The following is a 24,314-nucleotide window of genomic DNA, read 5'->3' on the forward strand; positions in this document are numbered from 1 at the left end:
TTCCCGTGGAGTTTTGCGCATTTCGCGGCTGGGCGCATAACCCTAGCCGGATTTTTCCGGTTTTGATAGGTTGACGGATAAGGGTATGGGGTCTAGCGGGCGGGCCTTAGCACCCATTGTTGAAACTTCTCACGGAGCGCCCCCATGGCAGACCCCGCCCCTTCGCTTGCGCCTAAACCAGTTGGCGCCACTGCCGTCCTGGTACTGGCCGATGGTTATGTCGCCTGGGGCCGAGGCTTCGGCGCCCAGGGCAGCGCGGTTGGCGAAGTGTGTTTCAACACTTCCATCACCGGCTATCAGGAAATCATGACCGACCCCAGCTATGCGGGCCAGATCGTGACCTTCACCTTTCCCCACATCGGCAATGTCGGCGTGAACCACGAAGACAATGAAGCGGCCGTTGACGGCGCCGTCGGCTGCATCGTGCGCGAGGATGTGACCAACCCTTCGAACTTCCGCTCCGAAGGCCGCTTTGACGCCTGGATGAAGGCCAAGGGCAAGATCGGCATCGCCGGGCTCGACACCCGCGCCCTGACGCGCCGCATCCGCCTGTCGGGCGCGCCCAATGCCGTCATCGCCTATAATGAAGCAGGCGAATTCGACATTCCCGCACTGCTGGCCAAGGCGCAGCAGTGGCCCGGCCTTGAAGGCATGGATCTGGCCAAGATCGTGTCGCGCAAGGGGCAGGAGAACTGGGAAGGCAGCGTCTGGCATCTGGGCAAGGGCTATGGGCGCAGCCCCCACGATCCGCGCCCGCATGTCGTGGCGATGGATTTCGGCGCCAAGGACAATATTTTCCGCAATCTGGTCGCCGCTGGCGCCAGTGTGACCGTGGTTCCGGCTGAAACGCCGCTGGAGGTCATCCTTGGCCTCAAGCCCGACGGCGTGTTCCTGTCCAACGGACCCGGCGATCCGGCGGCCACGGGCGTTTATGCCGTGCCGGTCATCAAGGCGCTGCTGGATAAGGGCATCCCGATCTTCGGCATCTGCCTTGGCCATCAGATGCTGGCGCTGGCCGCCGGGGCCAAGACCATCAAGATGCACCAGGGCCATCGCGGCGCGAACCATCCGGTCAAGCGCATGGCCGAAGGTGTGGTCGAGATCACCAGTATGAACCATGGTTTCGCGGTGGATGCGGCAACGCTGCCCGCGGGCGTGGTGGAAACCCACAAGTCGCTGTTTGACGGTTCGAACTGCGGCATCGAGATCACGGGCAAGAAGGCCTTCTCGGTGCAGTATCACCCCGAAGCCTCGCCGGGGCCGATGGACAGCTTTTATCTTTTCACGAAATTCATTGAGAGCATTGCCTGATGCCTAAGCGGACAGACATCTCCTCGATCCTCGTCATTGGCGCGGGGCCCATCATCATCGGTCAGGCTTGCGAGTTTGACTATTCCGGCACGCAGGCGATCAAGGCGCTGAAGGAAGAGGGTTACCGGGTCATCCTGGTCAACTCGAACCCGGCCACGATCATGACTGACCCGGAAATGGCCGACGCGACCTATATCGAGCCGATCACCCCGGCCATGGTCGCCAAGATCATCGAAAAGGAGCGCCCCGATGCGGTGCTGCCCACGATGGGCGGCCAGACCGCGCTCAACACCGCGCTGGCGCTGTTTGAGGACGGGACGCTGGAAAAGTACGGCGTGCAGATGATCGGCGCCGATGCCGACGCCATCGACAAGGCCGAAGACCGCCAGCGTTTCCGCGAGGCGATGGACAAGATCGGCCTTGAAAGCGCGCGCAGCGGCGTCGCCCACACGGTCGAGGAAGCCTTCGCCGTTCTCGAACGCACGGGCCTGCCCTCGATCATCCGTCCGTCCTTTACGCTGGGCGGCACGGGCGGCGGCATCGCCTATAACAAGGCCGAGTTCGAAAAGATCGTGAAGAGCGGTCTGGAAGCCAGTCCCACCACCGAGGTCCTCATCGAGGAATCTCTGCTGGGCTGGAAGGAATATGAGATGGAAGTCGTGCGCGATCGCAACGACAATTCCATCATCATCTGCTCGATCGAAAATATCGATCCGATGGGCGTGCATACGGGCGACTCGATCACGGTCGCGCCCGCGCTGACGCTGACGGATAAAGAATATCAGATCATGCGGACCGCCTCGCTCAACGTGCTGCGCGAGATCGGCGTGGAAACGGGCGGGTCGAACGTTCAGTTCGCGGTTAACCCGGCCGATGGCCGCCTGATCGTCATCGAGATGAACCCGCGCGTGTCGCGCTCCTCGGCGCTGGCGTCGAAGGCCACCGGCTTCCCCATCGCGCGCGTCGCGGCCAAGCTGGCCGTGGGCTATACGCTGGACGAACTGACCAACGAGATCACGGGCGCCACGCCTGCCTCGTTCGAGCCGAGCATCGACTATGTCGTTACCAAGATTCCGCGCTTCGCCTTTGAAAAGTTCAAGGGCTCCGAGCCTATCCTGTCCACCGCGATGAAGTCGGTGGGCGAGGTGATGGCGATCGGGCGCAACATCAAGGAATCGATGCAGAAGGCGCTGCGTGGGCTGGAAACGGGTCTCGACGGTTTCAACCGCGTCGACGAACTGGTGGGCGCAAGCCGCGACGAGATCACCGCCGCCCTGTCGCGGGCCACGCCTGACCGCCTGCTGGTGGTGGCGCAGGCGTTTCGTGAAGGCTTCACCGCCGCCGACATCAATCGGATCACCCATTATGATCCGTGGTTCCTGGCCCATATCGAGGAAATCATCGCGGCCGAGGCCGAGGTGGCCAAGAATGGCCTGCCCAATGATGCCGAGGGTCTGCGCCGCTTGAAGGCGATGGGCTTCTCGGACAAGCGTCTGGCCAAGCTGGCGGTGCAGTCCGCTTCGCTGGCGGGCAGCGCCAATATGGCGCGCTCGGGCCTGCTGCATGATGTGGTCGAAGCGATGGTGGGCGCCACCAGCGAGGCCGAAGTGCGCGCGCTGCGCCACCGTCTGGGCGTGCGCCCGGTGTTCAAGCGTATCGACAGCTGCGCGGCCGAGTTCGAGGCGATCACGCCCTATATGTACTCGACCTATGAAGCGCCGATGTTTGGCGAGGCCGAGAACGAGGCCGATCCCAGCGACCGCAAGAAGATCGTGATCCTTGGCGGCGGCCCGAACCGTATCGGTCAGGGCATCGAGTTCGACTATTGCTGCTGCCATGCCTGCTTTGCGCTGGACGAGGTCGGCTATGAAACCATCATGGTCAACTGCAACCCGGAAACGGTTTCGACCGACTATGATACCTCGGACCGCCTGTATTTCGAGCCGCTGACGGCCGAGGACGTGCTGGAAATCCTGACGGTTGAACAGTCGAAGGGCGAACTGGTCGGTGTGATTGTGCAGTTCGGCGGGCAGACCCCGCTGAAACTGGCGCAGGCGCTGGAAGACGCGGGCATCCCCATTCTGGGCACCAGCCCGGATGCCATCGACCTTGCCGAAGACCGCGAGCGTTTTGCCGCTCTGGTCGAACAGCTTGGTCTGAAGCAGCCCGCAAACGGCATCGCCCGCAGCCGCGACGAAGCCGTGGCCGTGGCCAATCGCATCGGTTATCCGGTGCTGATGCGTCCGTCCTATGTGTTGGGCGGCCGCGCGATGGAAATCGTCGACAGCGTGGCGCAGCTTGATGACTATATCGCCACGGCGGTGCAGGTGTCGGGCGACTCGCCGGTGCTGATCGACCAGTATCTGCGCGATGCGATCGAATGCGATGTCGATGCGCTGTGCGATGGCGAAAAGGTCGTCGTGGCGGGCGTGATGCAGCATATCGAAGAGGCCGGTATCCACTCGGGCGACAGCGCCTGCACCCTGCCGCCTTACAGCCTTTCGGCCGACATCATCGCCGAGATGGAGCGTCAGGCCGAAGCGCTGGCGCTGGCGCTGGGCGTCAAGGGGCTGATGAACATCCAGTTCGCGGTCAAGGATGGCGAGGTTTACCTCATCGAGGTCAACCCGCGCGCCTCGCGCACGGTGCCTTTCGTGGCCAAGGCCATCGGTCAGCCGGTCGCCAAGATCGCCGCGCGTGTGATGGCGGGCGAAAAGCTGGACACGTTCCCGCCGTTCCGCCGCGATCTGCCCTATATGGCGGTCAAGGAAGCGGTGTTCCCGTTTGCCCGTTTCCCTGGCGTCGACCCGGTGCTGAGCCCCGAAATGAAGTCCACCGGCGAGGTCATGGGCCTCGACAAGGATTTCGCCACGGCCTTTGCCAAGAGCCAGTTGGGCGCGGGCGTCAAGCTGCCTCAAGAAGGCGTGGTGTTCATTTCGGTCAAGGACACCGACAAGGCGGTCGTGCTGCCCGCCGCGCGCAAGCTGGTCGATCTGGGCTTCAAGCTGATCGCCACCGGCGGCACGCAGAAGTTCCTGGCCGAGGCCGGTGTGGCCGTCGAACTGGTCAACAAGGTGGCCGAAGGGCGCCCGCATATCGTGGACCGGATCATCGATGGCGGCGTGGCGCTGGTGTTCAACACCACCGAGGGTTGGCAGAGCCTGAAGGACTCGCAGAGCATCCGTCAGGCAGCGCTGGGTAACAAGGTGCCTTATTTCACCACCGCGGCGGGCAGCGTCGCGGCTGTGGAAGCGATTGGCGCGATGCGTTCGGCCAGTCTTGAAGTGTGCCCGTTGCAAGCCTATTATAGCTGACCGACCACGTCCTTTCCGCAAAAGTTGGAAGGCAAACCCCGCGTTTTCACCAAAATGCGGGGAGGTGCCTCCGACTGTCCCGGCGGAGGGAAGGGCCATGAAGGAAGTTTCACGGATGGCAAGTATCGAAAAGCTGCCGATGCTGGCGATTGGCTATGAAAAGCTGACGGCCGAGCTGAAGGCGCTGCGGGAAGAGCGCCCCCGGATCGTTGATGCGATCGAGGAAGCGCGCGCGCATGGCGACCTTTCCGAAAATGCGGAATATCACGCCGCCAAGGAGCGTCAGGGGCAGGTTGAGGCCACGATCGCCGATCTTGAGGACAAGATCAGCCGGGCCCAGATCATCGACCCCACCTCGCTTTCTGGCGACCGGATCATTTTTGGCGCCACCGTCACTTTGCTGGACGATGACGACAAGCCGGTGCGCTATCAGATCGTAGGCCCCTATGAGGCGGACGCGAAACTGGGCCGGATCAGCTATGTCTCGCCTTTGGGCCGGGCGCTGATCGGCAAAAAGGTTGAGGATGAGATCGAGGTGCGCGTGCCTGCGGGCGAGCGCTTCTATGTCGTGGAAAAGATCGAATTCATCTGATCCATCGGGTCCCTGTTCAAGGGAACATGTTCAAGGAAAAAGGCCCCGCCATCCGGTGGGGCCTTTTCTGTTTTGACCGGATTGATCGCGAGCGGGGATCAACGCCAGACAGCTATCAATGCTCGTGGCCGGGTTCCAGCAGCTTGTGCAGGTGGACGACGACATACTTCATCTCGGCATCGTCAACGCTGCGCTGGGCGGCGCCCCGCCATGCTTCCACGGCCGAAGCGTAATCGGGAAACACGCCGACATAATCGAGCGCGTTGAGGTCCACGAAATCGAGGCCCTGCGGGTCACGCACACGACCGCCGATGACGAGGTGGAGAAGTTGGGACATGATGGCTTGTTTCCAGCAAATTGGAGGATTGAGCCTTTGCCATAGCATTCGGCCAAGCCGATCAGCAAGCACCACCAAGGTTGAAATCAAGCATATTCTGATTGCGTTTTGCGCAAGTTTTATACCCCATCGCCCTTTCCAGGCAGGCGGGTGCGGATTTTTGCAATGCCGGACCGGACCGTATCCAGGGCCTTGTGCCAGGCCGGTTTGGCCTTGGGGGCCAATTCGACCGCCTTGGCAAAGATCTGTTTGCGCGCCAGCCACAGCATCAGCGCCGTCAACGTGCCCGCCAGCACGCCGCGCTCGTCGGCGGCAATCTCCATCGCCTGCGAGAGCGCCTTGCGCCCCTGCACCTGAATGTCATTGGTCAGGCGGCGGCCCAGTTCGCCCGGTTCGGCCAGCGCGCGGATGCGGGTGGAGCGGCTGAGAAACTCGGCGCGGGCGGCATCACGCGCGGCGCGCAATTGCGCCAGTTTTTCCTCGGCCGGGCTCATGCGTCGCCTTCCGAAGCGGAAAACAGGGCGGTCAGCCTGCCGACGGCCCGCTTGACCTTCACAACGCTCCACAACGTGACGAGCAGCAGCACCGCCACCACGATGCCCATCGCGCCCCACGGCCCCACCAGCGTCGCCAGACCCAGCAGAGAGCCTATGATGATCGCCATCAGCAGGAAAAATACCAGCGCCAGCGCCAGCGCCGTCAGCCCCACAATGCGCAGGACGAGCCTCACCGCCATGCCTGCGCGGGCCTTTTGATATTCGATCTCGCTGTCGAATGCGGCGCGGGTCGATGTGAAAAGCCCGCGAAAATCCTCTTCGAGACTGGGCTCGTCGATTTCGCTGCTGTCTTGCCGATGCTTGGGCATCAGGCCCCCTTCAATGCTTGCGTAAAGGCGCCGGGGCAGCGCGAGGCCACCCGGCGCCTTCAAGCTGATGCCTTTTACGGCTTATGCTTCTTCGTCGCTCTTGCCGCCCAGCAGCTTGGTCAGGGCAAAACCAACCGCGATCAGCGCCCCGGCGACGATCACAGGATTTTTCTTCACAAATTCGGTGGCTTCCTTGCCCAATTCTTCCAGATCCTTGGATTCCAGCTTGGCGCCGGTTTCCTGAAGGGCGCGGGCTGCGCTGCGGGCATAATCGCCATATTTGCCGCCCAGCTTGTCATCGACCAGTCCGGCATTGTCGGCAACCACCTTGCCCAGCGAGGTGATGGCGTCGCTCGCCTTCACCTTGCCGTCGGCGGCCAGATTGAGCGCGCGTTCCTTGGCCTGTTCGCCAATCGCCTTGGCTTCGGCCAGAAATTCGCCGCTCGAGAGCTTTTCGGTGTAGGGCGCAGCCTTTTCCTGCAGATCCTTGCCCAGCGCGACGGCGCCCGCGCGCGCGTCGTCAATCGCCTTGCTGAACTTGGCCTTCACACCGTCGGCCGTTTCGGTAACGGCTTCGGCAGCGTCGGCAACAAGAGCGTTGGTTTCATCGGCCATGGCTTGTCATCCTTCTCTTGGGCGGGGCGCAGAGAATCGAGTGATGAATTCGCATCGATTTGCTCGCCTCTTTCCTATCATGCTGCAATGCACCTTGCCTGCCAAGGTTCCGCTGCTAAGGGAATCGTCTTGAGGGCATCTGAAAGGTGTCCGAGAGGAGATGAACACGCCATGACCGCGATTATCGACATCCACGCTCGCGAAATTCTGGACAGCCGTGGCAATCCCACGGTCGAAGTCGATGTGCTGCTCGAAGATGGCAGCTTTGGCCGCGCCGCCGTGCCCTCGGGCGCCAGCACCGGCGCGCATGAGGCGGTTGAACTGCGCGATGGCGACAAGAGCCGCTATCTGGGCAAGGGCGTCACCAAGGCGGTGGAAGCGGTGAATTCCGAAATCCACGAAGCGCTGGTCGGCGTTGATGCCGAAGATCAACGCGACATCGACCTTGCCATGATCGAACTGGACGGCACGCCCAACAAGGGCCGCATCGGCGCCAACGCCATTCTGGGCGTCTCGCTGGCCACGGCCAAGGCGGCCGCCGACGCGCGCGGCCTGCCGCTTTATTCCTATGTGGGCGGCGTTTCGGCCCATGTTCTGCCCGTGCCGATGATGAACATCATCAACGGCGGCGAACATGCCGACAACCCGATCGACTTCCAGGAATTCATGATCATGCCGGTCGGCGCGGATTCGATTGCCGAAGCCGTGCGCTGGGGTGCGGAAATCTTCCACACGCTGAAAAAGGGCCTGCACGAAAAGGGTCTGGCCACGGCCGTGGGTGACGAAGGCGGCTTTGCCCCCAACATCGCCAGCACGCGCGCCGCGCTCGATTTCGTGTCGACCTCGATCGAAAAGGCCGGTTTCAAGCTGGGCAGCGACATCCTGCTCGCGCTCGACTGCGCCTCGACCGAGTTCTTCAAGAACGGCAAGTATGAGATCAGCGGCGAGGGCCTCTCGCTGTCGCCGGTCGAATTTGCCGAATATCTGGCCAAGCTCTCGGCCGACTATCCGATCATCTCGATCGAGGACGGCATGAGCGAAGACGATTTCGAAGGCTGGGCTGCGCTCACCAATCTGATCGGCGACAAGGTGCAACTGGTGGGTGACGACCTGTTCGTGACCAACCCCAAGCGTCTGTCGATGGGCATTGATCAGGGTCTGGCCAACTCGCTGCTGGTGAAGGTCAACCAGATCGGCACGCTGACCGAAACGCTCGAAGCCGTTTCGATGGCCCAGCGCGCGGGCTATACCGCCGTGATGAGCCACCGTTCGGGCGAGACCGAGGACGCGACCATCGCCGACCTCGCTGTTGCCACCAACTGCGGCCAGATCAAGACCGGCTCGCTGGCCCGTTCGGACCGGTTGGCCAAGTACAACCAGTTGATCCGCATCGAGGAACAACTGGGCGTTGCCGCGCTTTATGCCGGCAAGAGCGCCTTTGGCCGCCTGAAGGTCTAACAGGCCTTTTCCGGGCGACTGGAACAGGAAAGGGCGGGGAGTTTGACTCCCCGCCCTTTTGTTTTGCCCAAAAGGCCTGCGTCAGAGGTTGGCGAAATATTCGAGCATCATCGCCCGCGCCTTGGCGGTCAGGCGCACAAAGGACCGCCGCGCGTCGTGATTGTCATCCTCGCGCTCGACCATGCCGCGCACCTCCAGCACATTGAGCCAGCGCAGCGCCGTCGTGCTGGGCACGCCGGAGCCGATGCAGGCGCTGGTCACGGCCACGCGCTTGCCGCGCTCTCCGGCCACGAACAGGTCGAGCAGGATGTCCCACGCGGGCTCTCCAAACAGAGTGTCGTCGCCGAACGCCTCGATCCGGCGGCGGCGTTCGCGATAGAGCTGTTGGGCCTGTTCGGCCGGGTCTGATTTGGGCCTTGCGACGATACCGGCCCCGCCATCGTCAACCGGCGCCGCAGGCGGCGCCTTTTCCAGTTCCATGGCGGCATTGAGCAGCGATTGCGCCAGCGTACGCAGGCGTTGATTGACGGGCTGGGTGCCCTCGGGCTCTTTCCAGATCTGAGGCGCCGCGCTGGCCAGCGCGGCAGGATTTCTGTCGGTCCAGTTCATCCTTTGCGATGTCCCCCATACTAGCAGCAAAACATGGCAGCAGCAGAAATAGCTACTGGTGTCTGCGTAGTTTAGCCGAAGGGGGGCCGCCGGGAATATTAGGGGGAATACCGATTAATCGCCTTTCGAGTGATTTTCGTCGGAAATGAAGTAATCGCTCAATGCGTGCAAACAGGCGTCCAAGTGTGCAGCTGCGGTAAAGGCATTAATGGCGTCCAGCCGGTCGAGGGCGTTACGCAGGCATTGCATCAGCGCGAGAGAGTCGTCGGTCCGGTCCATGCTATCCCTGTTTCTGGACATTGCGCTCGATTGCAGATTGCTCTGCATCGGGGCATTGTTGATGATCGATATTGTTCGATAGGCAGGCGTGGTTCGCATTTGAACAAGGGGCTTTAGGTGATTACACCTATGTATATCGTCAAGGACATTGGCGTCTTGTGCAGATTCACCACATTTGGACTATTCAAACCCACCGATTGGCCTATCTCCAGCGCCATGGCGACCTTACTGACATCGGTGTAACTTGTTGACCGCGCCCGGCGCGCGGCGTCTATGCAGGGAAACCCGAGAGGGGGAATGGCGCTATTATATTGTAAGGACAGGATAATGCCCAAGATTGCAATTTTCCGCCGGGCGCTGGCGCTTGGCCTTTGCCCCTTGGCCTTGGCCGCACCGATGGCAGCCCATGCCGAGGGGGCGCCCAAGGGGGCTTCGGCGGGGTTGAATACATCCGGAATGGATCGTTCTATCCGCCCCGGAGATGATTTTTACCTCTTCGCCAATGGCACCTGGGAGCGCGAAACCGCGATTCCGGCTGATCGAGCCTCGGTCGGCGGCTTCTATATCGCCGATCAATCGACCGAAAAGCGAATCACCGCGCTGGTGGCCGGGGTTGTGGCGGGCCATCCCAAGCCCGGCAGCGATGCCGCGCTGATCCAGGATTACTATCGCGCCTATCTCAATACGGGGGCGATCAACGCGGCGGGCATGGCTCCGGTGCAGGGCGATCTGGCCGCATTTGCTGCGATTGCGAACAAGGCTGATCTGTCCCGGGTGCTGGGCGCGCAGGTCCGCGCCGACGTAGATCCCCTTAATGCCACCGATTTTCAGACCGAGAACCTCTTCGGCCTGTTCATCACCCAATCCCTTAATGGTACAGCGGTGATGCCCTATGTATTGCAGGGGGGGCTTGGCCTGCCGGAGCGCGAATATTACCTCTCGGCCGACTCCAGGATGGCCGATATTCGCACCAAATACCGCGCCTATATTGCCACGATCCTTGCCGATGCCGGTCTGGCCGCCACGCCTGCTGATGCCGAAGCACGCGCGCAGAAGATCTACGATCTGGAAAGCAAAATTGCGCAGGCCCATGAAAGCCGCGAGCAGAGCGAGGATTTCCAGCACGCCAATGCCGAATGGACCCGCGCCGATTTTGCCGCCAAGGCGCCCGGCATCGATTGGGAGGCTTTCTTCACCGCCGCCGGTCTGCCCCATCAGGACCGCTTTGCCGCGTTTCACGACCAGTCGATCCCGCGCATCGCCGCGCTGGTCGCTTCCGAGCCGCTGGATGTGTGGAAGGACTGGCTGGCCTATCATCAGGTCAACCAATACGCCTCGGTCTTGCCCACGAAGATCGACGATGACCGCTTTGCTTTCTATGGCGAGGCTCTGCAGGGCGTAAAGGTGCAGCGCAGCCGCGAACGCCGGGCGATTGCCGCGCTCAATGGTGCGCTGGGCGATGCGCTGGGGCGGCTTTATGTCGGCCAATATTTCCCCGCCAGCGACAAGGCCCGCATTCAGGGCATGGTGTCGGGCATCAAGGAGGCTTTTGCCACCCGCATCGCGCGGCTCGACTGGATGGCGCCTGCCACCAAGCAGGAGGCCATCGCCAAGGTGCGCGGCATTGTCGTGGGCGTGGGCTATCCTGACACGTGGAAGGACTATTCGGCGCTGAAACTCAGCCCCGACAATGCCTATGCCAATGCCAAGGCGGCGGGCCTCAACGAATATCACCTGCAACTGGCCAAGATCGGCAAGCCGATGGACCGGGGCGAATGGTGGATGAATGCGCAACTGGTCAATGCGGTCAATCTGCCGGTGCAGAACGCGCTGAATTTCCCCGCTGCGATCCTGCAAAAGCCGTTCTATGATCCGGCGGCCGATGCTGCCTTCAACTATGGCGCGATCGGGGCGGTGATCGGGCATGAGATCAGCCATAGCTTTGACAACAATGGCGCGGCCTTCGACGCTTCGGGCCGTCTGCGCGACTGGTGGACGCCGGCCGACATGGCGCGCTTCAAACAGGCGGGCAAGGCGCTGGCCGATCAGTTCAGCGCCTATGAGCCTTTCCCCGGCCTGCATGTTCAGGGCGAACTGACGCTGGGCGAGAATATTGCCGATGTGGCAGGGCTGGCTGCGGCGCTCGATGCCTATCACGCCTCGCTCAAGGGCAAGCCCGCGCCGGTCATCAACGGCATGACGGGGGACCAGCGCTTCTTCCTCGCCTTTGCGCAGAGCTGGGCGACAAAGGCGCGTGAGGCCGCCCTGCGCGCCCAGATCGCCACCGATGGCCATGCGCCGGGCCAGTACCGCGCGCTGACCGTGCGCAATGTCGATGACTGGTACAAGGCGTTCAATGTGAAGCCGGGCGACAAGCTCTATCTGCCGCCCGCCAAGCGGGTGAAGGTCTGGTAAAAGAAAAGGGCGCGGATGGGATGACCACCGCGCCCTTTTTCCTATTCTGTCCGGCGTCTTACGCGCCAAACTTTTCCTTCAGCGCCAGCAGGGCGAGGGCCGCCTTGGCCGCTTCGCCGCCCTTGTCCTTCTGCTTGGGATCGGCGCGCACAATCGCCTGCTCTTCATTCTCGACCGTCAGGATGCCGTTGCCGATGGCAATGCCGTCCATGGTCAGCGCCATGATCCCGCGCGCGCTTTCGCCCGCCACGATTTCGAAGTGATAGGTTTCGCCCCGGATCACCACGCCGATGGCCACATAGCCCTCATATTCGCCCGAAGCCTCGGCCAGCGAGATGGCGCCCGGAATTTCCAGCGCGCCCGGCACGGTCAGCACATCGACCTTATGGCCCGCCGCCTTCAGCGCGGCCCGCGCGCCTTCGACCAGCATGTCGTTGAGGTGGTCATAGAAGCGGGCTTCGACAATCAGAAACTTGGCCATGATAGGTCCTTCAATCAATGCGGCGTTCTTCGGTGATGGTCAGCCCATAACCTTCCAGCGCGACAAGCGTATGATGCGTATTGGTCAAAAGCACCAGCTCATGGATGCCCAGCTCGGCCAGAACCTGCGCGCCCACGCCGTAATCGCGCAATTCCTCAAGCGGCTTGGTGTTGCCGTCGATCGCCAGCTGGCGATATTCGAAGGACTTGGACACCTCCGAATGGGGGCGGTTGACGAAAACGATCACGCCCGCGCCTTCCTCGCCGATGATTTCCATCGAGCGGTGCAGCAAATTGGCGCGCGGGCTGTCCTCGCCCAGCAGATCGCTGAACATCGAGGTGGAATGCATGCGCACCAGCGTGGGCTTGCTGGGGTCGATGCGGCCCTTGAGCAGGACGAGATTTTCCTCGCCGGTCGCCTTGTTGGCATAGGCGCGGGCCTGCCAGTCACCGCCGAAACGGCTCTTGAAGGAGGTTTCCGACTTCAGACTGACCATACGGTCATGCTTGCGGCGATAGGCGATCAGGTCGCGGATCGTGGCGATCTTGATGCCATGCTGGCGGCCAAACAGCAGCAGGTCGTCCAGACGCGCCATCGTGCCGTCATCGCTCATCACCTCGCAGATGACGGCCGAAGGGTTGAGGCCCGCAAGGCGCGAAATGTCCACCGCCGCCTCGGTATGGCCGGTGCGCACCAGCACGCCGCCTGGACGCGCGCGCAGGGGGAAGACATGGCCGGGGCTGACGATATCGGCCGGGCCCTTGCTGCCGTCGATGGCGACCGAGACGGTGCGCGCGCGGTCGGCGGCGGAAATGCCGGTGCTGATGCCTTCCTTGGCCTCGATCGAGACGGTGAAGGCCGTGCCCAGCGGGGTGCCGTTGCGGCGGCTCATCGGTTCCAGACCAAGCTGGTCCACACGTTCATGCGAAAGAGCAAGGCAGACCAGGCCGCGGCCATAAGTGGCCATAAAGTTGATCGCAGCAGGGGTGGCCATCTGGGCCGGGATAATCAGATCGCCTTCGTTTTCGCGGTCTTCGTCATCGACAAGGATGTACATCCGCCCGTTGCGGGCTTCCTCGATGATTTCCTCGATGCTGACCAGCACCGGGGTCTCGTCGCTCTCGTCAAGGAAACGCTCAAGCTTGCCCAGCGTTTCGGCGGTGGGGTTCCATTCCGGCTCGTTGACATCGCGCAGGGTGTTAGCATGAAGCCCTGCGGCGCGGGCCAGACCGGCGCGGGTCATGCCCCCTTCGTTGACGAGGCGGCGAACGCGATCGATGATGTTCTGTGTCATGAATGTGAGGTAATCACATGGGACTGTGATTTCAAGAGGTGCATCACATCACCATCACATTATTTCTTCTCAGTATGCGCCAGGCGGATATATACGCGGCCAAAACCGCCACCAAGACCCCCGCTGCCGCCGCCACGCCCAGCCCGATCCAGTAATTGCCGCCCAATTGCCGGATGCCCTGAAGAATCGGCATTTGCAGGGCAAAGAGCGGGAAGGCGATCCGGCCCAGCCACAGCGCGGCGCGGTGAAACCTGTCGAGCCGCATGGCGCCCGCGATCATCAACGGGCAGGCCAGCACGACAAAGCCGATGTCGAACCACCAGCCTTGCGTCTTTGTCCACCACACTAGCGGCAGCAGCGCAGGCATCAGCGGCAGCGCCATCCACCACGGCACCGGCACTGCAGGCTCTTCCTGCCACCAGCGCGCCAGCACGATGCCCAGCACATAGGCGGCAAGGCAGCGGAGCGCCCCCCAGAAGAAATTGTCGCTTTTTGGCCCCACGTCCAGCCCGTGGAAATGCCACGAGATCCACCCGTCCGCCATCAGCAGCCCCGCCGCCAGCGCAATCAGCCACAAACGCCGCAGCCGCCACAGGCCCAGCACATGGGCGGCATTGCAGGCCAGCTCGCAGGTCATCGTCCATGCCGGAATGTTGAGCGGAAAGGCAAAGGTCCACCACCACACCGGCAGGAGCGCCATATTGGGCAGCGCCGCCAGCAGGAAATTATACATGTCCGCCGAGCGCAGCCACAGGCGGGGCATCCCGATCAACCCGCCCAGCGCCATCATCGGCCACAGCCGCCAGAAGCGCCGCCGCAGAAACGACCATGGCGCCGCCCCATGGGCCAGCCTCGGCTCCTGCACCCGCGCCATCAGGAAGCCGGAAAGCATCAGGAAGAAATCGACCCCCAGATAGCCCAGCCCAAACACCCTTTGCCCGCCAAACACCGCCCGCACATGCAGCAGCAGCACGCAGGAAGCCGCCACCAGCCGCAGCAGTTCCAGACCGGGCAGGCGCTTGATCGAAGGGGAGGGCATATGGGCCATGGCGCGGCCACTATCGACCATCGCGGCAAATGGAAAGTGATCTGTCAGGAAAGGGTGGTGGACGCACTAGGGCTCGAACCTAGGACCCGCTGATTAAGAGTCAGCTGCTCTACCAACTGAGCTATGCGTCCGTCTGTGCCAAAAGGGCCAGAAGATTTTGGTGGACGCACTAGGGCTCGAACCTAGGACCCGCTGATTAAGAGTCAGCTGCTCTACCAACTGAGCTATGCGTCCATCCATGCCGTAAAGGCGAAAAAACCGTGGTGGACGCACTAGGGCTCGAACCTAGGACCCGCTGATTAAGAGTCAGCTGCTCTACCAACTGAGCTATGCGTCCGTACCGGTTTTTACGGGGAAGCTTGGTTGGCTTCCCTCCGGAGGCGCCCCCTTTAGCGTGTGATCGCGGGCGCGCAAGTGATTCTTTCAAAAAAATTGCGTGACTTGTTGATCGGGCCTCAGCCCAGCCTGCTGCCCGCGCGTTTGCCCCAGCGGTCAACGGCCATGATCGTGCCGATACAGATCATATTGGTCATCATCGAGGACCCGCCATGGCTGATAAAGGGCAGGGGGATACCCACCACAGGGGCAAGGCCCATGACCATCATCATATTGATCGCCACATAGAAAAAGATCGTCGCGGTCATCCCTGCGGCCAGCAACTGGCTGAAGCGGTCGGGCGCGCGCCGTGCCACGCCCATGCCCCAGCGGAACAGCACGACAAAGAACACGAAGAGGATAAACAGCCCCCCGATCATCCCCCATTCCTCGGCCATGGTGGCAAAGGCAAAGTCGGTATGCGCCTCGGGCAGGTATTTCAGATGGCTCTGCGTGCCATTGCCCAGCCCCTTGCCGAAAAAGCCGCCCGAACCGATGGCGATTTTCGACTGGGTGATGTGATAGCCCGAACCCAGCATGTCGGCTTCGGGGTCCAGAAAGACCAGCACCCGCTTGCGCTGATAATCATGCAGCGCAAAAAAGAAGGCAAGCGGAGCCACCACCGCCGCCGCCGCACCGCCGCTGATAAACCACCACATCGGCACGCCCGACAGGAACACCACCACCACCGCGCCAAAACAGATCGCCAGCGCCGTGCCCAGATCGGGCTGGAGCATGACCAGCGCGGCAGGAACCCCCAGCAGGATCAAGGGCGGCACCAGAGCGCGCCAACTGCGGATCAGCGTGGGCGGCAGGCTGGCATAAAACACCGCCATCACCAGCACGATCCCCGGCTTCATCAATTCCGATGGCTGGAGGTTCATAAAGCCGATGTTGAGCCAGCGCTGGCTGCCCCCGCCGACCTTGCCCACCGCCTCGACCAGCATCAGCAGGAAGACGAGGCCGCCATAGATCGGATAGGCCGATTGGCGAAAGGCGCGTTCCGGCAGGCGCGAAATCGCGATGGCCAGCGACAGGAACAGGCCGAAGTTGAAAATATGCTTCCACGCATAGGGCGACCAATGGCCCCCCGCCGCCGACCACAGCACCGTCGCGCCAAACAGCACCAGCGCCGTCAGCGGGATCAGCACCCGCCATGGCAGGCCGCGCAGAGGCGTGGGGATGACATGCATGCTCATGGATGCTGGCTCGCCGCTGGATTGGTCGTCGCGCCGGGGCTGGGGGATGGCGCCGGGGCGGGCGTGTCATCGGCCACGGGCTCGGGCGCGGGCGGGGCTGCATCCGACTGGATCGGCTGGGGCATGGGCCGCGCGTCGGCCTCGCTCTCGCGCGCCAGGGCTTCGTCGCTGTCCTGCACGGCGGGGGCGGAGACGCCATATTCGGCGGCATAGGCGCGATATTTGGTGGCCTGCCTCTGCTGGGGCGTGCCGCCCCATCCGGCCTCCAGCTTGGTCAGCGCGTCCCACGCCTTCTGCTGGTCGAACATATAGGTCATGACATCGCGCGCGATCGGCATGGCCGCGCCCGAACCGCCGCCATGCTCGACGAGCACGGCGCAGGCATAGCGCGGTTTGTCAAAGGGCGCGAAACAGATGAAATGGCCATGGTCGCGGTGGCGCCAAAGGCCGCCCTTGCCATTGCCGATGTTCAGGCCCACGACCTGCGCCGTGCCGCTCTTGCCCGCCAGTTCGACGCCCGGAATGGGGATTTTGGCCGCATGGCCGGTGCCGCGCCCGTTGACCATTTCGTGCATGGCGGAATGGATGAAATCGAGATGTTCCTGCGGCACGCCAAGCGAAGCAGGCGCGGCGGGCTTATCCTCATGCATCAGGCGCGGCATCAGCAATTTGCCGCTGGCCAGACGGCTGGCGATGATCGCCTGCTGCAAGGGGTTCACCTGCACATAACCCTGGCCGATGGTGGCGTTCACGGTATCGTAAACGGCCCATTCCTTGCCATATTTCTTCATCTTCCACGCCGGGTCGGGCACGGTGCCATAGGACTGGCTGGGATAGGGCAGGGGGAATTTCTGGCCATAGCCGATCTTGCGCATCGTGCGCGCGATCTGGTCCATGCCGATCTGCTGGGCGAAGTGATAGAAATAGACGTCGCAGGACTGATAGATGCCCTTGGCCATGTCCACGCTGCCGTGACCATGGTGCTGCCAGCAGTGGAACACGCGGTTGCCCACGCGCAGCCCGCCCGAGCAATTGACGCTGGCCTTGGGGTCAAGCCCCGCCTCCAGAAAGGCCAGCGCGACTGTGGGCTTCACCGTCGATCCGGGCGGATAAAGGCCATGCAGCAGCTTGTTGCGCAACGGCACATGGTCATCGTCCGACAGCATCTTCCATTCCAGCCGCCCGACCCCGTCGGTAAAGCTGTTGGGGTCGAAACTGGGCATGGAAACGAAGCACAGGAGGTCGCCCGTCAGGCAATCAATCACCACGCAGGCGCCGCTTTCCACCCCGATGCGGCGCGCGGCATATTCCTGCAAACCGGCATGGACCGTCAGCTTGATCGGCTGCCCCGGCACATCCTCGCGCGTTTCCAGGTCGCGCACGATCTTGCCGCTGGCGGTCACCTCGGTGCGCCGGGCGCCGGGCTGGCCGCGCAGGGTCTGGTCATAGACCTTTTCCAGCCCGTCCTTGCCGATCTTGAAACCCGGCGTGATCAGCAGCGGGTTGTGCTCTTTTTCATAATCCTTGGCATTGGCCGCGCCGACATAGCCCACCAGATGGCCCACGCAGGGACCCGAGGGATAATAGCGCGAGAAACTGCGCTGGGGCACCACGCCGGGCAGATCGGGCTGGCGCACCGAAATCGCGGCGAACTGTTCCCAGCTTAAATGCGATCCGGCCTCGACGGGCTGAAACCCGCGCGCCTTGTCCAGCCGGTCGCGCACATCCTGCAGCGCGATCTCGTCCAGCCCCAGCACCTTGGCCAGTTCCTCCAGCGTCTTTTCCTTTTCGATCACCCGGTCAGGGATCAGGTCGACGCGGAAATCGGCGCGGTTGCTGGCGATGGGCTGTCCGTCGCGGTCGAGAATCCAGCCCCGGCGCGGCGGAATCAGCGACAGGTTGACCCGGTTGCTCTCCGCCATCATCTGATATTTCTGGCTCTCGGCCAGAGCGATATAACCCATGCGCGTGGCCAGCAGCAGGCCGACCCCGCCCTGCAGCACGCCCACCACCATGGAGCGACGGTCGAAACTGTCGCGCAGCATGGCCGGCGTAATCAGTTTTGGCGCTTTCTTGCGCTTTGCCATCAACCCAGCACCCGGAATCGCATCAATCGCCAGCGGTCGATCAGGCCGACCGTGCGCCCCACCATCGGATAGGCCAACAGCGCCACCAGCCCTTGCGGCACGACCAGCGCAGGCGCGATCGCCCCGCCCGAATGGCCCGCAATCACCCAGCCCAGCGCCAGATAGGCGGCGATAAACACCCCCGCCACCAGCCAGTCGGTCAGGAAATTACGCCATGGAAAACGCGCCTCGATCAGATCCATTACGATCATCGTGATCGACCAGAGCGCCATGGCCGCGCCAAAGGGGGCCCCGCTGAACAGGTCATCGACCATCCCCAGCACCGCGCCCGCCCAGACCGGCAGCAACCCAGGCCGCAATTGCCGCCATGCCAGCAGCGTCATAAAACCCAGCGGCGGCATGATCGGCGCCATCGAGATCAGAGGCCATCCCGGCAGGCAGGAGGCCAGCGCCACCGTCACCCAAGGCGCGGCATAGGCGATCAACGGCGAGGGGGCGCGGCTGATCTGGCGCGCGCTGCCCCGCAAGAGGCGGTTGGCGGGCATTTATTGCGCCGCCTTTTGCTTGGCGGCCTTGGCCGCGGTCGCTTTGGCCTGTGCGTCGGCCTTGGCGGCGGCTTTGGCTGCGGCATCGGCGTCCGCCTTGGCCTTCACCGGATCGGCGGGCGGGGGCAGCGTGGGATCATCGCCCGGCGCCCATGCGGGCAGCACGGCCACCATCTCGCTGACCGCCGGATCGCCCAGCACGCGGGCAATCGCCCCGTCGCGCGTCAGGCTGGAGACCACCGCAATCGGCGCGCCGGGCCAATACAGCCCGCCAGAACCCGACGTCACAAAGGCATCGCCCACCTTGAGCGGATTGATCCCCAGCGTCAGCAAGCGCAATTGCAGCGTGCCGTCGCCCTTGCCGGTGGCAAAGGCGGGGATGGAATCGCTGGCGCGGCGCACCGGCACCACGCTTTCGGGATCAGTGATCATCAGCACCCGCGCCGAATGCAGGCCGACCTCGAGCACGCGCCCGATCAGCCCCTGATGCGTGCGCACCGGCATCCCGCTTTTCACGCCCTGAAGGCTGCCCACCGAGATTGTGGCATAGCGGCGTGCGCTGGCGCTGGTGCTGGCCACCAGCCAGCCAAAAGCGATCGGCTTGGGCGTGTCCGATGTCAGGCCGAGCATGGCCTTGAGCCGCTCGTTCTCCTGCTTCACCGCCGCCAGCTCGACCGCCTGCACCCGGCCCAGCGCGACCTCTTTCTTAAGCCGCGCATTTTCCGGGCCGGAGGTGAAATAGCCCGCCGCCACGCCCCATGCGCCGCCCGCAGCCGAACGCCCCTGCGCCGTCAGTTGCGCCGCAGGCTGGGTCACATCGCTGGCCAGATTGCGCAGGGACGCGAAATTGCCGGTGTTGCCCATCGAGCCAAACAGCAGCGCGCCGCCCACCACCGTGCCCACCGCAGCGGCCACATAGGCAAAGAAGATATTGTTATGCGCCCTGCGCGAATAGCCCGGGCGCCGGTTGCCTGGCGGAGCCATGCATCCCGCCTTTCCTACGCATTATCTGTCCGCCGTGGCCCTATGCCGACGGCGGACAGGGAACAAAAACTCAAACTATCAGGCCGTCATCAACACGCCGCGATAGATCGGATCTTCCATCGCGCGGCCGGTGCCCAGCGCCACGCAGGACAGCGGATCCTCCGCGATCGACACCGGCAGACCGGTTTCCTCGCGCAGATAATCGTCCAGACCCTTGATCAGCGCGCCGCCGCCCGTCAGCACGATGCCCTGATCGACAATGTCGGCGGCCAGTTCGGGCGCGGTGTTTTCCAACGCGATGCGCACACCTTCGATGATCGCGCTGATCGGTTCGGACAGCGCTTCGGCGATATTGGCCTGCGTGATCGTGATCTCCTTGGGCACGCCATTGACCAGATCGCGACCCTTGAGGTGGATCGTTTCGCCAATGCCGTCGGCGGGCATCACGGCGATGCCGTAATCCTTCTTGATGCGCTCGGCCGTGGCTTCGCCGATCAGAAGGTTGTGGTGTCGGCGGACATAGGAAACGATGGCTTCGTCCATCTTGTCGCCGCCCACGCGCACCGAGGTGGTGTAGGCCAGACCGCGCAGTGAAAGCACGGCGACCTCGGTCGTGCCGCCGCCGATATCGACCACCATCGAACCGACCGGCTCGGTCACGGGCATATCGGCGCCAATCGCAGCAGCCATCGGTTCGAGGATCAGGTAAACCTGAGACGCGCCCGCATTGCTGGCCGCATCGCGGATCGCGCGGCGTTCAACGCTGGTGCTGCCCGAAGGCACGCAGATCACGATTTCCGGGTAGCGGAACAGGCTGCGCTTGCCATGAACCTTGCGGATGAAATGCTTGATCATTTCCTCGGCGATTTCGATGTCGGCAATCACGCCATCGCGAAGGGGGCGGATCGCCTCGATGCTGTCGGGGGTCTTGCCCATCATCATCTTGGCATCGTCGCCCACGGCCTTGACGCTCTTGTTACCGTTGATCGTCTCGATGGCCACCACGCTGGGCTCGTTCAGCACGATTCCCCGGTCCTGCACATAGACAAGCGTATTGGCCGTACCGAGGTCGATGGCCATGTTTTGCGAACCGAATTTCATGAAACGCGAGAAAAAGGACGACATCGAGGCTTCCGTGGCTTTGCCGGACATTCTGAACGTTCGGCAGGATATTTGGGTGTGGGCGCGCCGCTCCATAACGCATGAGCAGCATAAAGGCCAAAAATTTGTTGGCCCTGTCCTGCAATGCGTCAACGGATCGGCGCGAATCGCTTTCGCTTGATCTTGGCCATGGCTGATTCGTGTGACGATTGCACCAACGCGGTGGCGATTGGCCCTATGCATTTGCGGAAAATCGGTGGAAATTCTCGCTGCGGCGTCCTGCGCTTTGCATCAAGGCGTTCTATATGGGGCTTATGCCAATCATTCGCCGCCTGCCCGAAAATCTGGTCAACCGCATTGCCGCCGGTGAAGTGGTCGAACGGCCTGCCTCCGCACTCAAGGAATTGATGGAAAATTCCATCGACGCGGGCGCTGGCCAGATCAGCGTGCGCCTGTCCGATGGCGGGCTGGACGCCATCGAGGTGACCGACGATGGCTGCGGCATGGCGCCCGATCAGATGGCGCTGGCACTGGAGCGGCATGCGACGTCGAAATTGCCCGACGAGGCCATCGAACTGGTCACGACCCTTGGCTTTCGCGGCGAGGCTTTGCCCTCCATCGCCAGCGTTGCGCGCTTTTCCATCGAGAGCCGCCCGCGTGGCGCCGCCGAGGGCTGGCGCCGGGTGGTCGATCATGGCGAGGTGGTCGAGGACGCGCCCGCCGCGCTGCCCCCCGGCACGCGGATCCGGGTGGACAATCTTTTCGCCAAAATCCCGGCGCGGCGCAAATTCCTGCGCAGCGGGCGCAGCGAATATGCCGCCTGCCTCGATGTGGTGCGCCGCCTTGCCATGGCGCGGCCGGAAGTGGGCTTTGTGCTGGAGCATGACGGGCGGCGCGTGTTGTCGGTCCAGCCGGGGCAGAGCGGCCCGGCCCGCGTGGCCCAGATCGTCGCGCGCGAACTGGCCGAGGATGGGGTGATTATCGAGCTGGAGCGTGGCCCTGCGCGGCTGACCGGGGTGGCGGGCCTGCCCACGTTCAACCGGGGCGTGGCGGATCACCAATATCTCTTTGTCAACGGCCGCCCGGTCAAGGATCGCCTGCTGGTGGGCGCGGTGCGCGGGGCCTATGCCGATATGCTGGCGCGTGATCGTCATGCGGTGCTGGCGCTGTTCCTCGATGTGCCGCCCGAGGAGGTGGATGTGAACGTCCACCCGGCCAAGACCGAGGTGCGTTTCCGCGATCCTTCCTTCATCCGGGGTTTTATCGTCTCGGGTCTGCGCCATGCGTTGGAAGGGGCGGGGCAAAAGACCGCCCAGACCCCCGCAGCGCCCGCGATGGCCGCTTGGACATCGGAAATTGGGCAGGTTGAACCGATTGCACCCGCCCCGGCGCCCAGCCTGTCGAGCCTCTTCGCCCGCCAATATGCGCCCCAACATACGCCCTCTCCCAACCGCGTCAGCGAGGCGGGCGCGGCATGGCGCGGCTATGAGGCGCAGGTGATGGCCCCCGCGCAGGACCTGCCGATGGGCCGCGCCGAGGCTGCGCAGGAAGCAGCGCCCGAGGCGGTTCGCCATCCACTGGGCGTGGCGCGCGGGCAGGTCGCCAACACCTATATTATTGCCGAGGCCGAGGATGGTCTGGTGATCGTTGACCAGCACGCCGCCCACGAGCGTATCGTGCTGGAACGGCTGAAGGCGGCCGGGGCAGGGGACAAGGTGGCCGCCGCGCAGGCGCTGCTCCTGCCCGAGGTGATCGAACTGGACGAGCCAGGCTGCGACCGGCTGGAGGAGGCGATCCCGACCTTGGCGCAGCTCGGGCTGGCGCTGGAGCGGTTCGGGCCCACGGCGATGCTGGCCCGCTCGGTCCCCGCCGCGCTGGGCAAGGGCGATGTTCAGGCGCTGGTGCGCGATGTGGCCGATGATCTGGCTGCCAATGGGGACGCGCTGCTGCTGGGCGAAAGGCTCGATCTGGTGCTGGCCACCATGGCCTGCCACGGCAGCGTGCGGGCGGGGCGGGCGCTCAATGTGGCCGAAATGAACGCCCTGCTGCGCGAGATGGAAGTGACCCCGCGCTCAGGCCAGTGCAACCACGGGCGGCCGACCTGGGTGAAATTATTGCATGGCGATATTGAGAAATTGTTCGGGCGGAAATAGGCCCTACCGCAGCGCCTTTTCCACCGGAGCCGCCGTCCCGTCGCGATCCTTGCCGGGCGCCAGACCGATTAACCGGCGCAGCAGCGGCTCGATTGCAACATTGTCGAACACGGGCAGATGCGTACCGGGGCGGAAGGCCGGGCCGGTGGCGAGAAACAGCGCGCGCATGTCGGGGCTGGCCGGATCATAGCCATGGTCGCCGCCGTCATCGGGGTGTTCCGGGTTGCCGTCCATGATGCGCGCGCCCGGATCGGGCAGGCACAGCCAGTCGGGCACCCGCGGATTATGGCCGTAATGGAAACGTTCCGGCAATTCTCCCTTGCGCCAGCAATGGATGAAACCGGGCATTTTCTTCAGGCTTTCGGCCAGTTTGGCCTCATGCCCCGGCACATTGTTGATGAACAGGATGCCGCCATAGGAAACGAGCGCGTAATCCTCCTTGGCCACATAATCCTTCAGCCAGATCACATGGTCGGGAATGGTATGCGCCATGCCGTGATCGGAAACGATGACCATATTGACCCGGCGGTGCATGGCTGCGAGCCCCCGGCGCAGATAGCCGATGGCGGCATCCACATCACGGATCGCGGCGATGGTTTCGGGCGATCCCGGCCCATGGCGATGGCCGTTCACATCCACATCGCCAAAATAGAGCAGCGCCAGACCGGGCCGGATATTGGCGGGCCGACGCATCCAGTCCAGCACCACCTCGGCGCGTTCATGGTTGGGCAGATCGGCGTGATAGGCCTGCCAGTCGCTGGCGCGGATGCCGTCGATGGCCGTGGTCGATCCGGGCCAGAACATGATGCCGCTGCGGATATGGGCGCGCTCGGCGGCTACCCAGATCGGCTCGACATGCACCGGGCCGCCGCTGCCGTCCCACCACCATGGCTGCTCGCTGGATTTGCCGAAGATGACGCCGGGATGGGCCGGGTCGCTCATCGCGCCGTTGATGATGCCGTGCCGGTCGGGGCGCAGGCCGGTGGCCATGGTCCAGTGATTGGGGAAGGTGATCGAAGGAAAGGATGGCGTCATCGTGCCCGACACGCCCTTGGCCGCGATCGCCGCCAGATTGGGGGTGAGGGCGGGGCTGATATAATCGGGACGAAAGCCGTCGATGGAAATCAGGATCGTGGGGATGCGTTCGGGCGCCTTGCCGCGCGCGGCGGCGGGCGGAACCAGCCCAGCCAGCGATAGGGCCAGCGACAGGAACAGGGCGGCCATCAGACGGAAAAACTGCTTCATGACCATC

22 protein-coding genes and 3 tRNA genes are annotated in these 24,314 nt (G+C 63.3%); 7 read left to right on the forward strand and 18 right to left on the reverse strand.

The genetic code is table 11. The annotated features are described in order from the left end of the window. The first annotated feature begins 144 nt into the window (after positions 1 to 144). From carA to greA, 3 genes are all read left to right on the forward strand, one after another. Positions 145 to 1,311 carry a glutamine-hydrolyzing carbamoyl-phosphate synthase small subunit gene (carA, locus tag FHW92_RS07085; RefSeq protein WP_168602548.1) on the forward strand — a complete coding sequence of 389 codons (1,167 nt, stop codon included), beginning with the start codon at positions 145 to 147 and terminating at the stop codon, positions 1,309 to 1,311. After that, positions 1,311 to 4,625 (forward strand): carbamoyl-phosphate synthase large subunit, encoded by a 3,315-nt coding sequence (gene carB / locus FHW92_RS07090; RefSeq protein ID WP_168602549.1) that lies wholly within the window; start codon positions 1,311 to 1,313, stop codon positions 4,623 to 4,625. Before carA ends, carB begins: the two co-directional genes overlap by 1 nt. A gap of 115 nt (positions 4,626 to 4,740) precedes the next feature. Continuing rightward, positions 4,741 to 5,217, forward strand: a complete 477-nt coding sequence (gene greA, locus FHW92_RS07095) for a transcription elongation factor GreA (RefSeq protein WP_168602550.1) — start codon at positions 4,741 to 4,743, stop codon at positions 5,215 to 5,217. Positions 5,218 to 5,332: 115 nt separating this feature from the next. Here greA and FHW92_RS07100 read toward each other — a convergent pair whose 3' ends face one another. The 4 genes from FHW92_RS07100 to FHW92_RS07115 form a co-directional block, all read right to left on the reverse strand. Further along, a complete protein-coding gene (locus FHW92_RS07100) occupies positions 5,333 to 5,554 on the reverse strand; it encodes a DUF4170 domain-containing protein (protein WP_168602551.1) in 222 nt (73 codons plus the stop codon). Between the two features lie 119 nt (positions 5,555 to 5,673). Then, a complete protein-coding gene (locus FHW92_RS07105) occupies positions 5,674 to 6,048 on the reverse strand; it encodes a hypothetical protein (RefSeq protein WP_168602552.1) in 375 nt (124 codons plus the stop codon). Then, complete coding sequence (locus tag FHW92_RS07110; RefSeq protein WP_168602553.1) at positions 6,045 to 6,419, reverse strand: phage holin family protein; 375 nt, start codon at positions 6,417 to 6,419, stop codon at positions 6,045 to 6,047. Before FHW92_RS07110 ends, FHW92_RS07105 begins: the two co-directional genes overlap by 4 nt. An 81-nt stretch (positions 6,420 to 6,500) precedes the next feature. Continuing rightward, complete coding sequence (locus FHW92_RS07115; RefSeq protein WP_210428394.1) at positions 6,501 to 7,034, reverse strand: hypothetical protein; 534 nt, start codon at positions 7,032 to 7,034, stop codon at positions 6,501 to 6,503. Positions 7,035 to 7,205: 171 nt separating this feature from the next. Here FHW92_RS07115 and eno point away from each other — a divergent pair, with 171 nt between their 5' ends. Continuing rightward, on the forward strand, positions 7,206 to 8,492 hold the full coding sequence (gene eno / locus FHW92_RS07120) for a phosphopyruvate hydratase (protein WP_168602554.1): 1,287 nt from the start codon (positions 7,206 to 7,208) through the stop codon (positions 8,490 to 8,492). 81 nt (positions 8,493 to 8,573) lie between these two features. Here the strand turns inward: eno and FHW92_RS07125 are convergent, their stop codons facing one another. Both FHW92_RS07125 and FHW92_RS07130 read right to left on the reverse strand, forming a co-directional pair. Then, a complete protein-coding gene (locus FHW92_RS07125; RefSeq protein ID WP_246869990.1) occupies positions 8,574 to 9,101 on the reverse strand; it encodes a MarR family winged helix-turn-helix transcriptional regulator in 528 nt (175 codons plus the stop codon). Between the two features lie 114 nt (positions 9,102 to 9,215). Next, positions 9,216 to 9,380, reverse strand: coding sequence for a hypothetical protein (locus FHW92_RS07130; protein WP_168602555.1), 165 nt, complete (start codon positions 9,378 to 9,380; stop codon positions 9,216 to 9,218). A 327-nt stretch (positions 9,381 to 9,707) separates the two neighbouring features. Between FHW92_RS07130 and FHW92_RS07135 the strand changes: the two genes are divergently transcribed. Next, a complete protein-coding gene (locus FHW92_RS07135) occupies positions 9,708 to 11,795 on the forward strand; it encodes a M13 family metallopeptidase (RefSeq protein ID WP_210428395.1) in 2,088 nt (695 codons plus the stop codon). Between the two features lie 58 nt (positions 11,796 to 11,853). Here the strand turns inward: FHW92_RS07135 and ribH are convergent, their stop codons facing one another. From ribH to FHW92_RS07190, 11 genes are all read right to left on the reverse strand, one after another. Then, entirely contained in the window at positions 11,854 to 12,276 is a 423-nt protein-coding gene (gene ribH / locus FHW92_RS07140) for a 6,7-dimethyl-8-ribityllumazine synthase (RefSeq protein ID WP_168602557.1), read from the reverse strand. 10 nt (positions 12,277 to 12,286) lie between these two features. Next, positions 12,287 to 13,570 carry a 3,4-dihydroxy-2-butanone-4-phosphate synthase gene (ribB, locus tag FHW92_RS07145; RefSeq protein WP_168602558.1) on the reverse strand — a complete coding sequence of 428 codons (1,284 nt, stop codon included), beginning with the start codon at positions 13,568 to 13,570 and terminating at the stop codon, positions 12,287 to 12,289. A 43-nt stretch (positions 13,571 to 13,613) separates the two neighbouring features. Then, entirely contained in the window at positions 13,614 to 14,639 is a 1,026-nt protein-coding gene (locus FHW92_RS07150) for an acyltransferase (RefSeq protein ID WP_210428396.1), read from the reverse strand. 34 nt (positions 14,640 to 14,673) lie between these two features. After that, a tRNA-Lys gene (locus FHW92_RS07155) sits at positions 14,674 to 14,749 on the reverse strand. Positions 14,750 to 14,776: 27 nt separating this feature from the next. Continuing rightward, positions 14,777 to 14,852, reverse strand: a tRNA-Lys gene (locus FHW92_RS07160). 27 nt (positions 14,853 to 14,879) lie between these two features. Next, positions 14,880 to 14,955 (reverse strand) — tRNA-Lys (locus tag FHW92_RS07165). Between the two features lie 118 nt (positions 14,956 to 15,073). Continuing rightward, positions 15,074 to 16,192 (reverse strand): rod shape-determining protein RodA, encoded by a 1,119-nt coding sequence (gene rodA, locus FHW92_RS07170; RefSeq protein ID WP_168602560.1) that lies wholly within the window; start codon positions 16,190 to 16,192, stop codon positions 15,074 to 15,076. Next, positions 16,189 to 18,279, reverse strand: coding sequence for a penicillin-binding protein 2 (gene mrdA / locus FHW92_RS07175; protein WP_168602561.1), 2,091 nt, complete (start codon positions 18,277 to 18,279; stop codon positions 16,189 to 16,191). Before mrdA ends, rodA begins: the two co-directional genes overlap by 4 nt. After that, positions 18,279 to 18,824 (reverse strand): rod shape-determining protein MreD, encoded by a 546-nt coding sequence (locus tag FHW92_RS07180; RefSeq protein ID WP_168602562.1) that lies wholly within the window; start codon positions 18,822 to 18,824, stop codon positions 18,279 to 18,281. Before FHW92_RS07180 ends, mrdA begins: the two co-directional genes overlap by 1 nt. Then, positions 18,825 to 19,808: a rod shape-determining protein MreC gene (gene mreC / locus FHW92_RS07185; protein ID WP_168602563.1), complete on the reverse strand. Its 984-nt coding sequence runs from the start codon at positions 19,806 to 19,808 to the stop codon at positions 18,825 to 18,827. It lies immediately after the preceding gene. A gap of 78 nt (positions 19,809 to 19,886) precedes the next feature. After that, positions 19,887 to 20,933: a rod shape-determining protein gene (locus FHW92_RS07190; protein WP_168602564.1), complete on the reverse strand. Its 1,047-nt coding sequence runs from the start codon at positions 20,931 to 20,933 to the stop codon at positions 19,887 to 19,889. On the opposite strand from FHW92_RS07190, the gene FHW92_RS07195 reads away from it, so the two are divergent. Continuing rightward, entirely contained in the window at positions 20,908 to 21,090 is a 183-nt protein-coding gene (locus tag FHW92_RS07195; RefSeq protein WP_168602156.1) for a hypothetical protein, read from the forward strand. The two genes, FHW92_RS07190 and FHW92_RS07195, sit on opposite strands and share 26 nt — an antisense overlap. Before the next feature lie 133 nt (positions 21,091 to 21,223). Next, complete coding sequence (gene mutL, locus FHW92_RS07200; RefSeq protein ID WP_168602886.1) at positions 21,224 to 23,062, forward strand: DNA mismatch repair endonuclease MutL; 1,839 nt, start codon at positions 21,224 to 21,226, stop codon at positions 23,060 to 23,062. Between the two features lie 3 nt (positions 23,063 to 23,065). Here the strand turns inward: mutL and FHW92_RS07205 are convergent, their stop codons facing one another. Next, entirely contained in the window at positions 23,066 to 24,307 is a 1,242-nt protein-coding gene (locus FHW92_RS07205; RefSeq protein WP_168602565.1) for an ectonucleotide pyrophosphatase/phosphodiesterase, read from the reverse strand. Between the last annotated feature and the right edge of the window lie 7 nt (positions 24,308 to 24,314).

The organism is Novosphingobium sp. SG707 (assembly GCF_012275515.1).
In the GTDB taxonomy this organism is placed as follows: domain Bacteria; phylum Pseudomonadota; class Alphaproteobacteria; order Sphingomonadales; family Sphingomonadaceae; genus Novosphingobium.

Coding starts and splice junctions, on each gene's coding strand:
- carA (WP_168602548.1), top strand. CDS start 145: ATGGCAGACCCCGCCCCTTCGCTTGCGCCTAAACCAGTTGGCGCCACT.
- carB (WP_168602549.1), top strand. CDS start 1,311: ATGCCTAAGCGGACAGACATCTCCTCGATCCTCGTCATTGGCGCGGGG.
- greA (WP_168602550.1), top strand. CDS start 4,741: ATGGCAAGTATCGAAAAGCTGCCGATGCTGGCGATTGGCTATGAAAAG.
- FHW92_RS07100 (WP_168602551.1), bottom strand. CDS start 5,554: ATGTCCCAACTTCTCCACCTCGTCATCGGCGGTCGTGTGCGTGACCCG.
- FHW92_RS07105 (WP_168602552.1), bottom strand. CDS start 6,048: ATGAGCCCGGCCGAGGAAAAACTGGCGCAATTGCGCGCCGCGCGTGAT.
- FHW92_RS07110 (WP_168602553.1), bottom strand. CDS start 6,419: ATGCCCAAGCATCGGCAAGACAGCAGCGAAATCGACGAGCCCAGTCTC.
- FHW92_RS07115 (WP_210428394.1), bottom strand. CDS start 7,034: ATGGCCGATGAAACCAACGCTCTTGTTGCCGACGCTGCCGAAGCCGTT.
- eno (WP_168602554.1), top strand. CDS start 7,206: ATGACCGCGATTATCGACATCCACGCTCGCGAAATTCTGGACAGCCGT.
- FHW92_RS07125 (WP_246869990.1), bottom strand. CDS start 9,101: ATGAACTGGACCGACAGAAATCCTGCCGCGCTGGCCAGCGCGGCGCCT.
- FHW92_RS07130 (WP_168602555.1), bottom strand. CDS start 9,380: ATGGACCGGACCGACGACTCTCTCGCGCTGATGCAATGCCTGCGTAAC.
- FHW92_RS07135 (WP_210428395.1), top strand. CDS start 9,708: ATGCCCAAGATTGCAATTTTCCGCCGGGCGCTGGCGCTTGGCCTTTGC.
- ribH (WP_168602557.1), bottom strand. CDS start 12,276: ATGGCCAAGTTTCTGATTGTCGAAGCCCGCTTCTATGACCACCTCAAC.
- ribB (WP_168602558.1), bottom strand. CDS start 13,570: ATGACACAGAACATCATCGATCGCGTTCGCCGCCTCGTCAACGAAGGG.
- FHW92_RS07150 (WP_210428396.1), bottom strand. CDS start 14,639: ATGGTCGATAGTGGCCGCGCCATGGCCCATATGCCCTCCCCTTCGATC.
- rodA (WP_168602560.1), bottom strand. CDS start 16,192: ATGAGCATGCATGTCATCCCCACGCCTCTGCGCGGCCTGCCATGGCGG.
- mrdA (WP_168602561.1), bottom strand. CDS start 18,279: ATGGCAAAGCGCAAGAAAGCGCCAAAACTGATTACGCCGGCCATGCTG.
- FHW92_RS07180 (WP_168602562.1), bottom strand. CDS start 18,824: ATGCCCGCCAACCGCCTCTTGCGGGGCAGCGCGCGCCAGATCAGCCGC.
- mreC (WP_168602563.1), bottom strand. CDS start 19,808: ATGGCTCCGCCAGGCAACCGGCGCCCGGGCTATTCGCGCAGGGCGCAT.
- FHW92_RS07195 (WP_168602156.1), top strand. CDS start 20,908: ATGAAACGCGAGAAAAAGGACGACATCGAGGCTTCCGTGGCTTTGCCG.
- FHW92_RS07190 (WP_168602564.1), bottom strand. CDS start 20,933: ATGTCGTCCTTTTTCTCGCGTTTCATGAAATTCGGTTCGCAAAACATG.
- mutL (WP_168602886.1), top strand. CDS start 21,224: ATGCCAATCATTCGCCGCCTGCCCGAAAATCTGGTCAACCGCATTGCC.
- FHW92_RS07205 (WP_168602565.1), bottom strand. CDS start 24,307: ATGAAGCAGTTTTTCCGTCTGATGGCCGCCCTGTTCCTGTCGCTGGCC.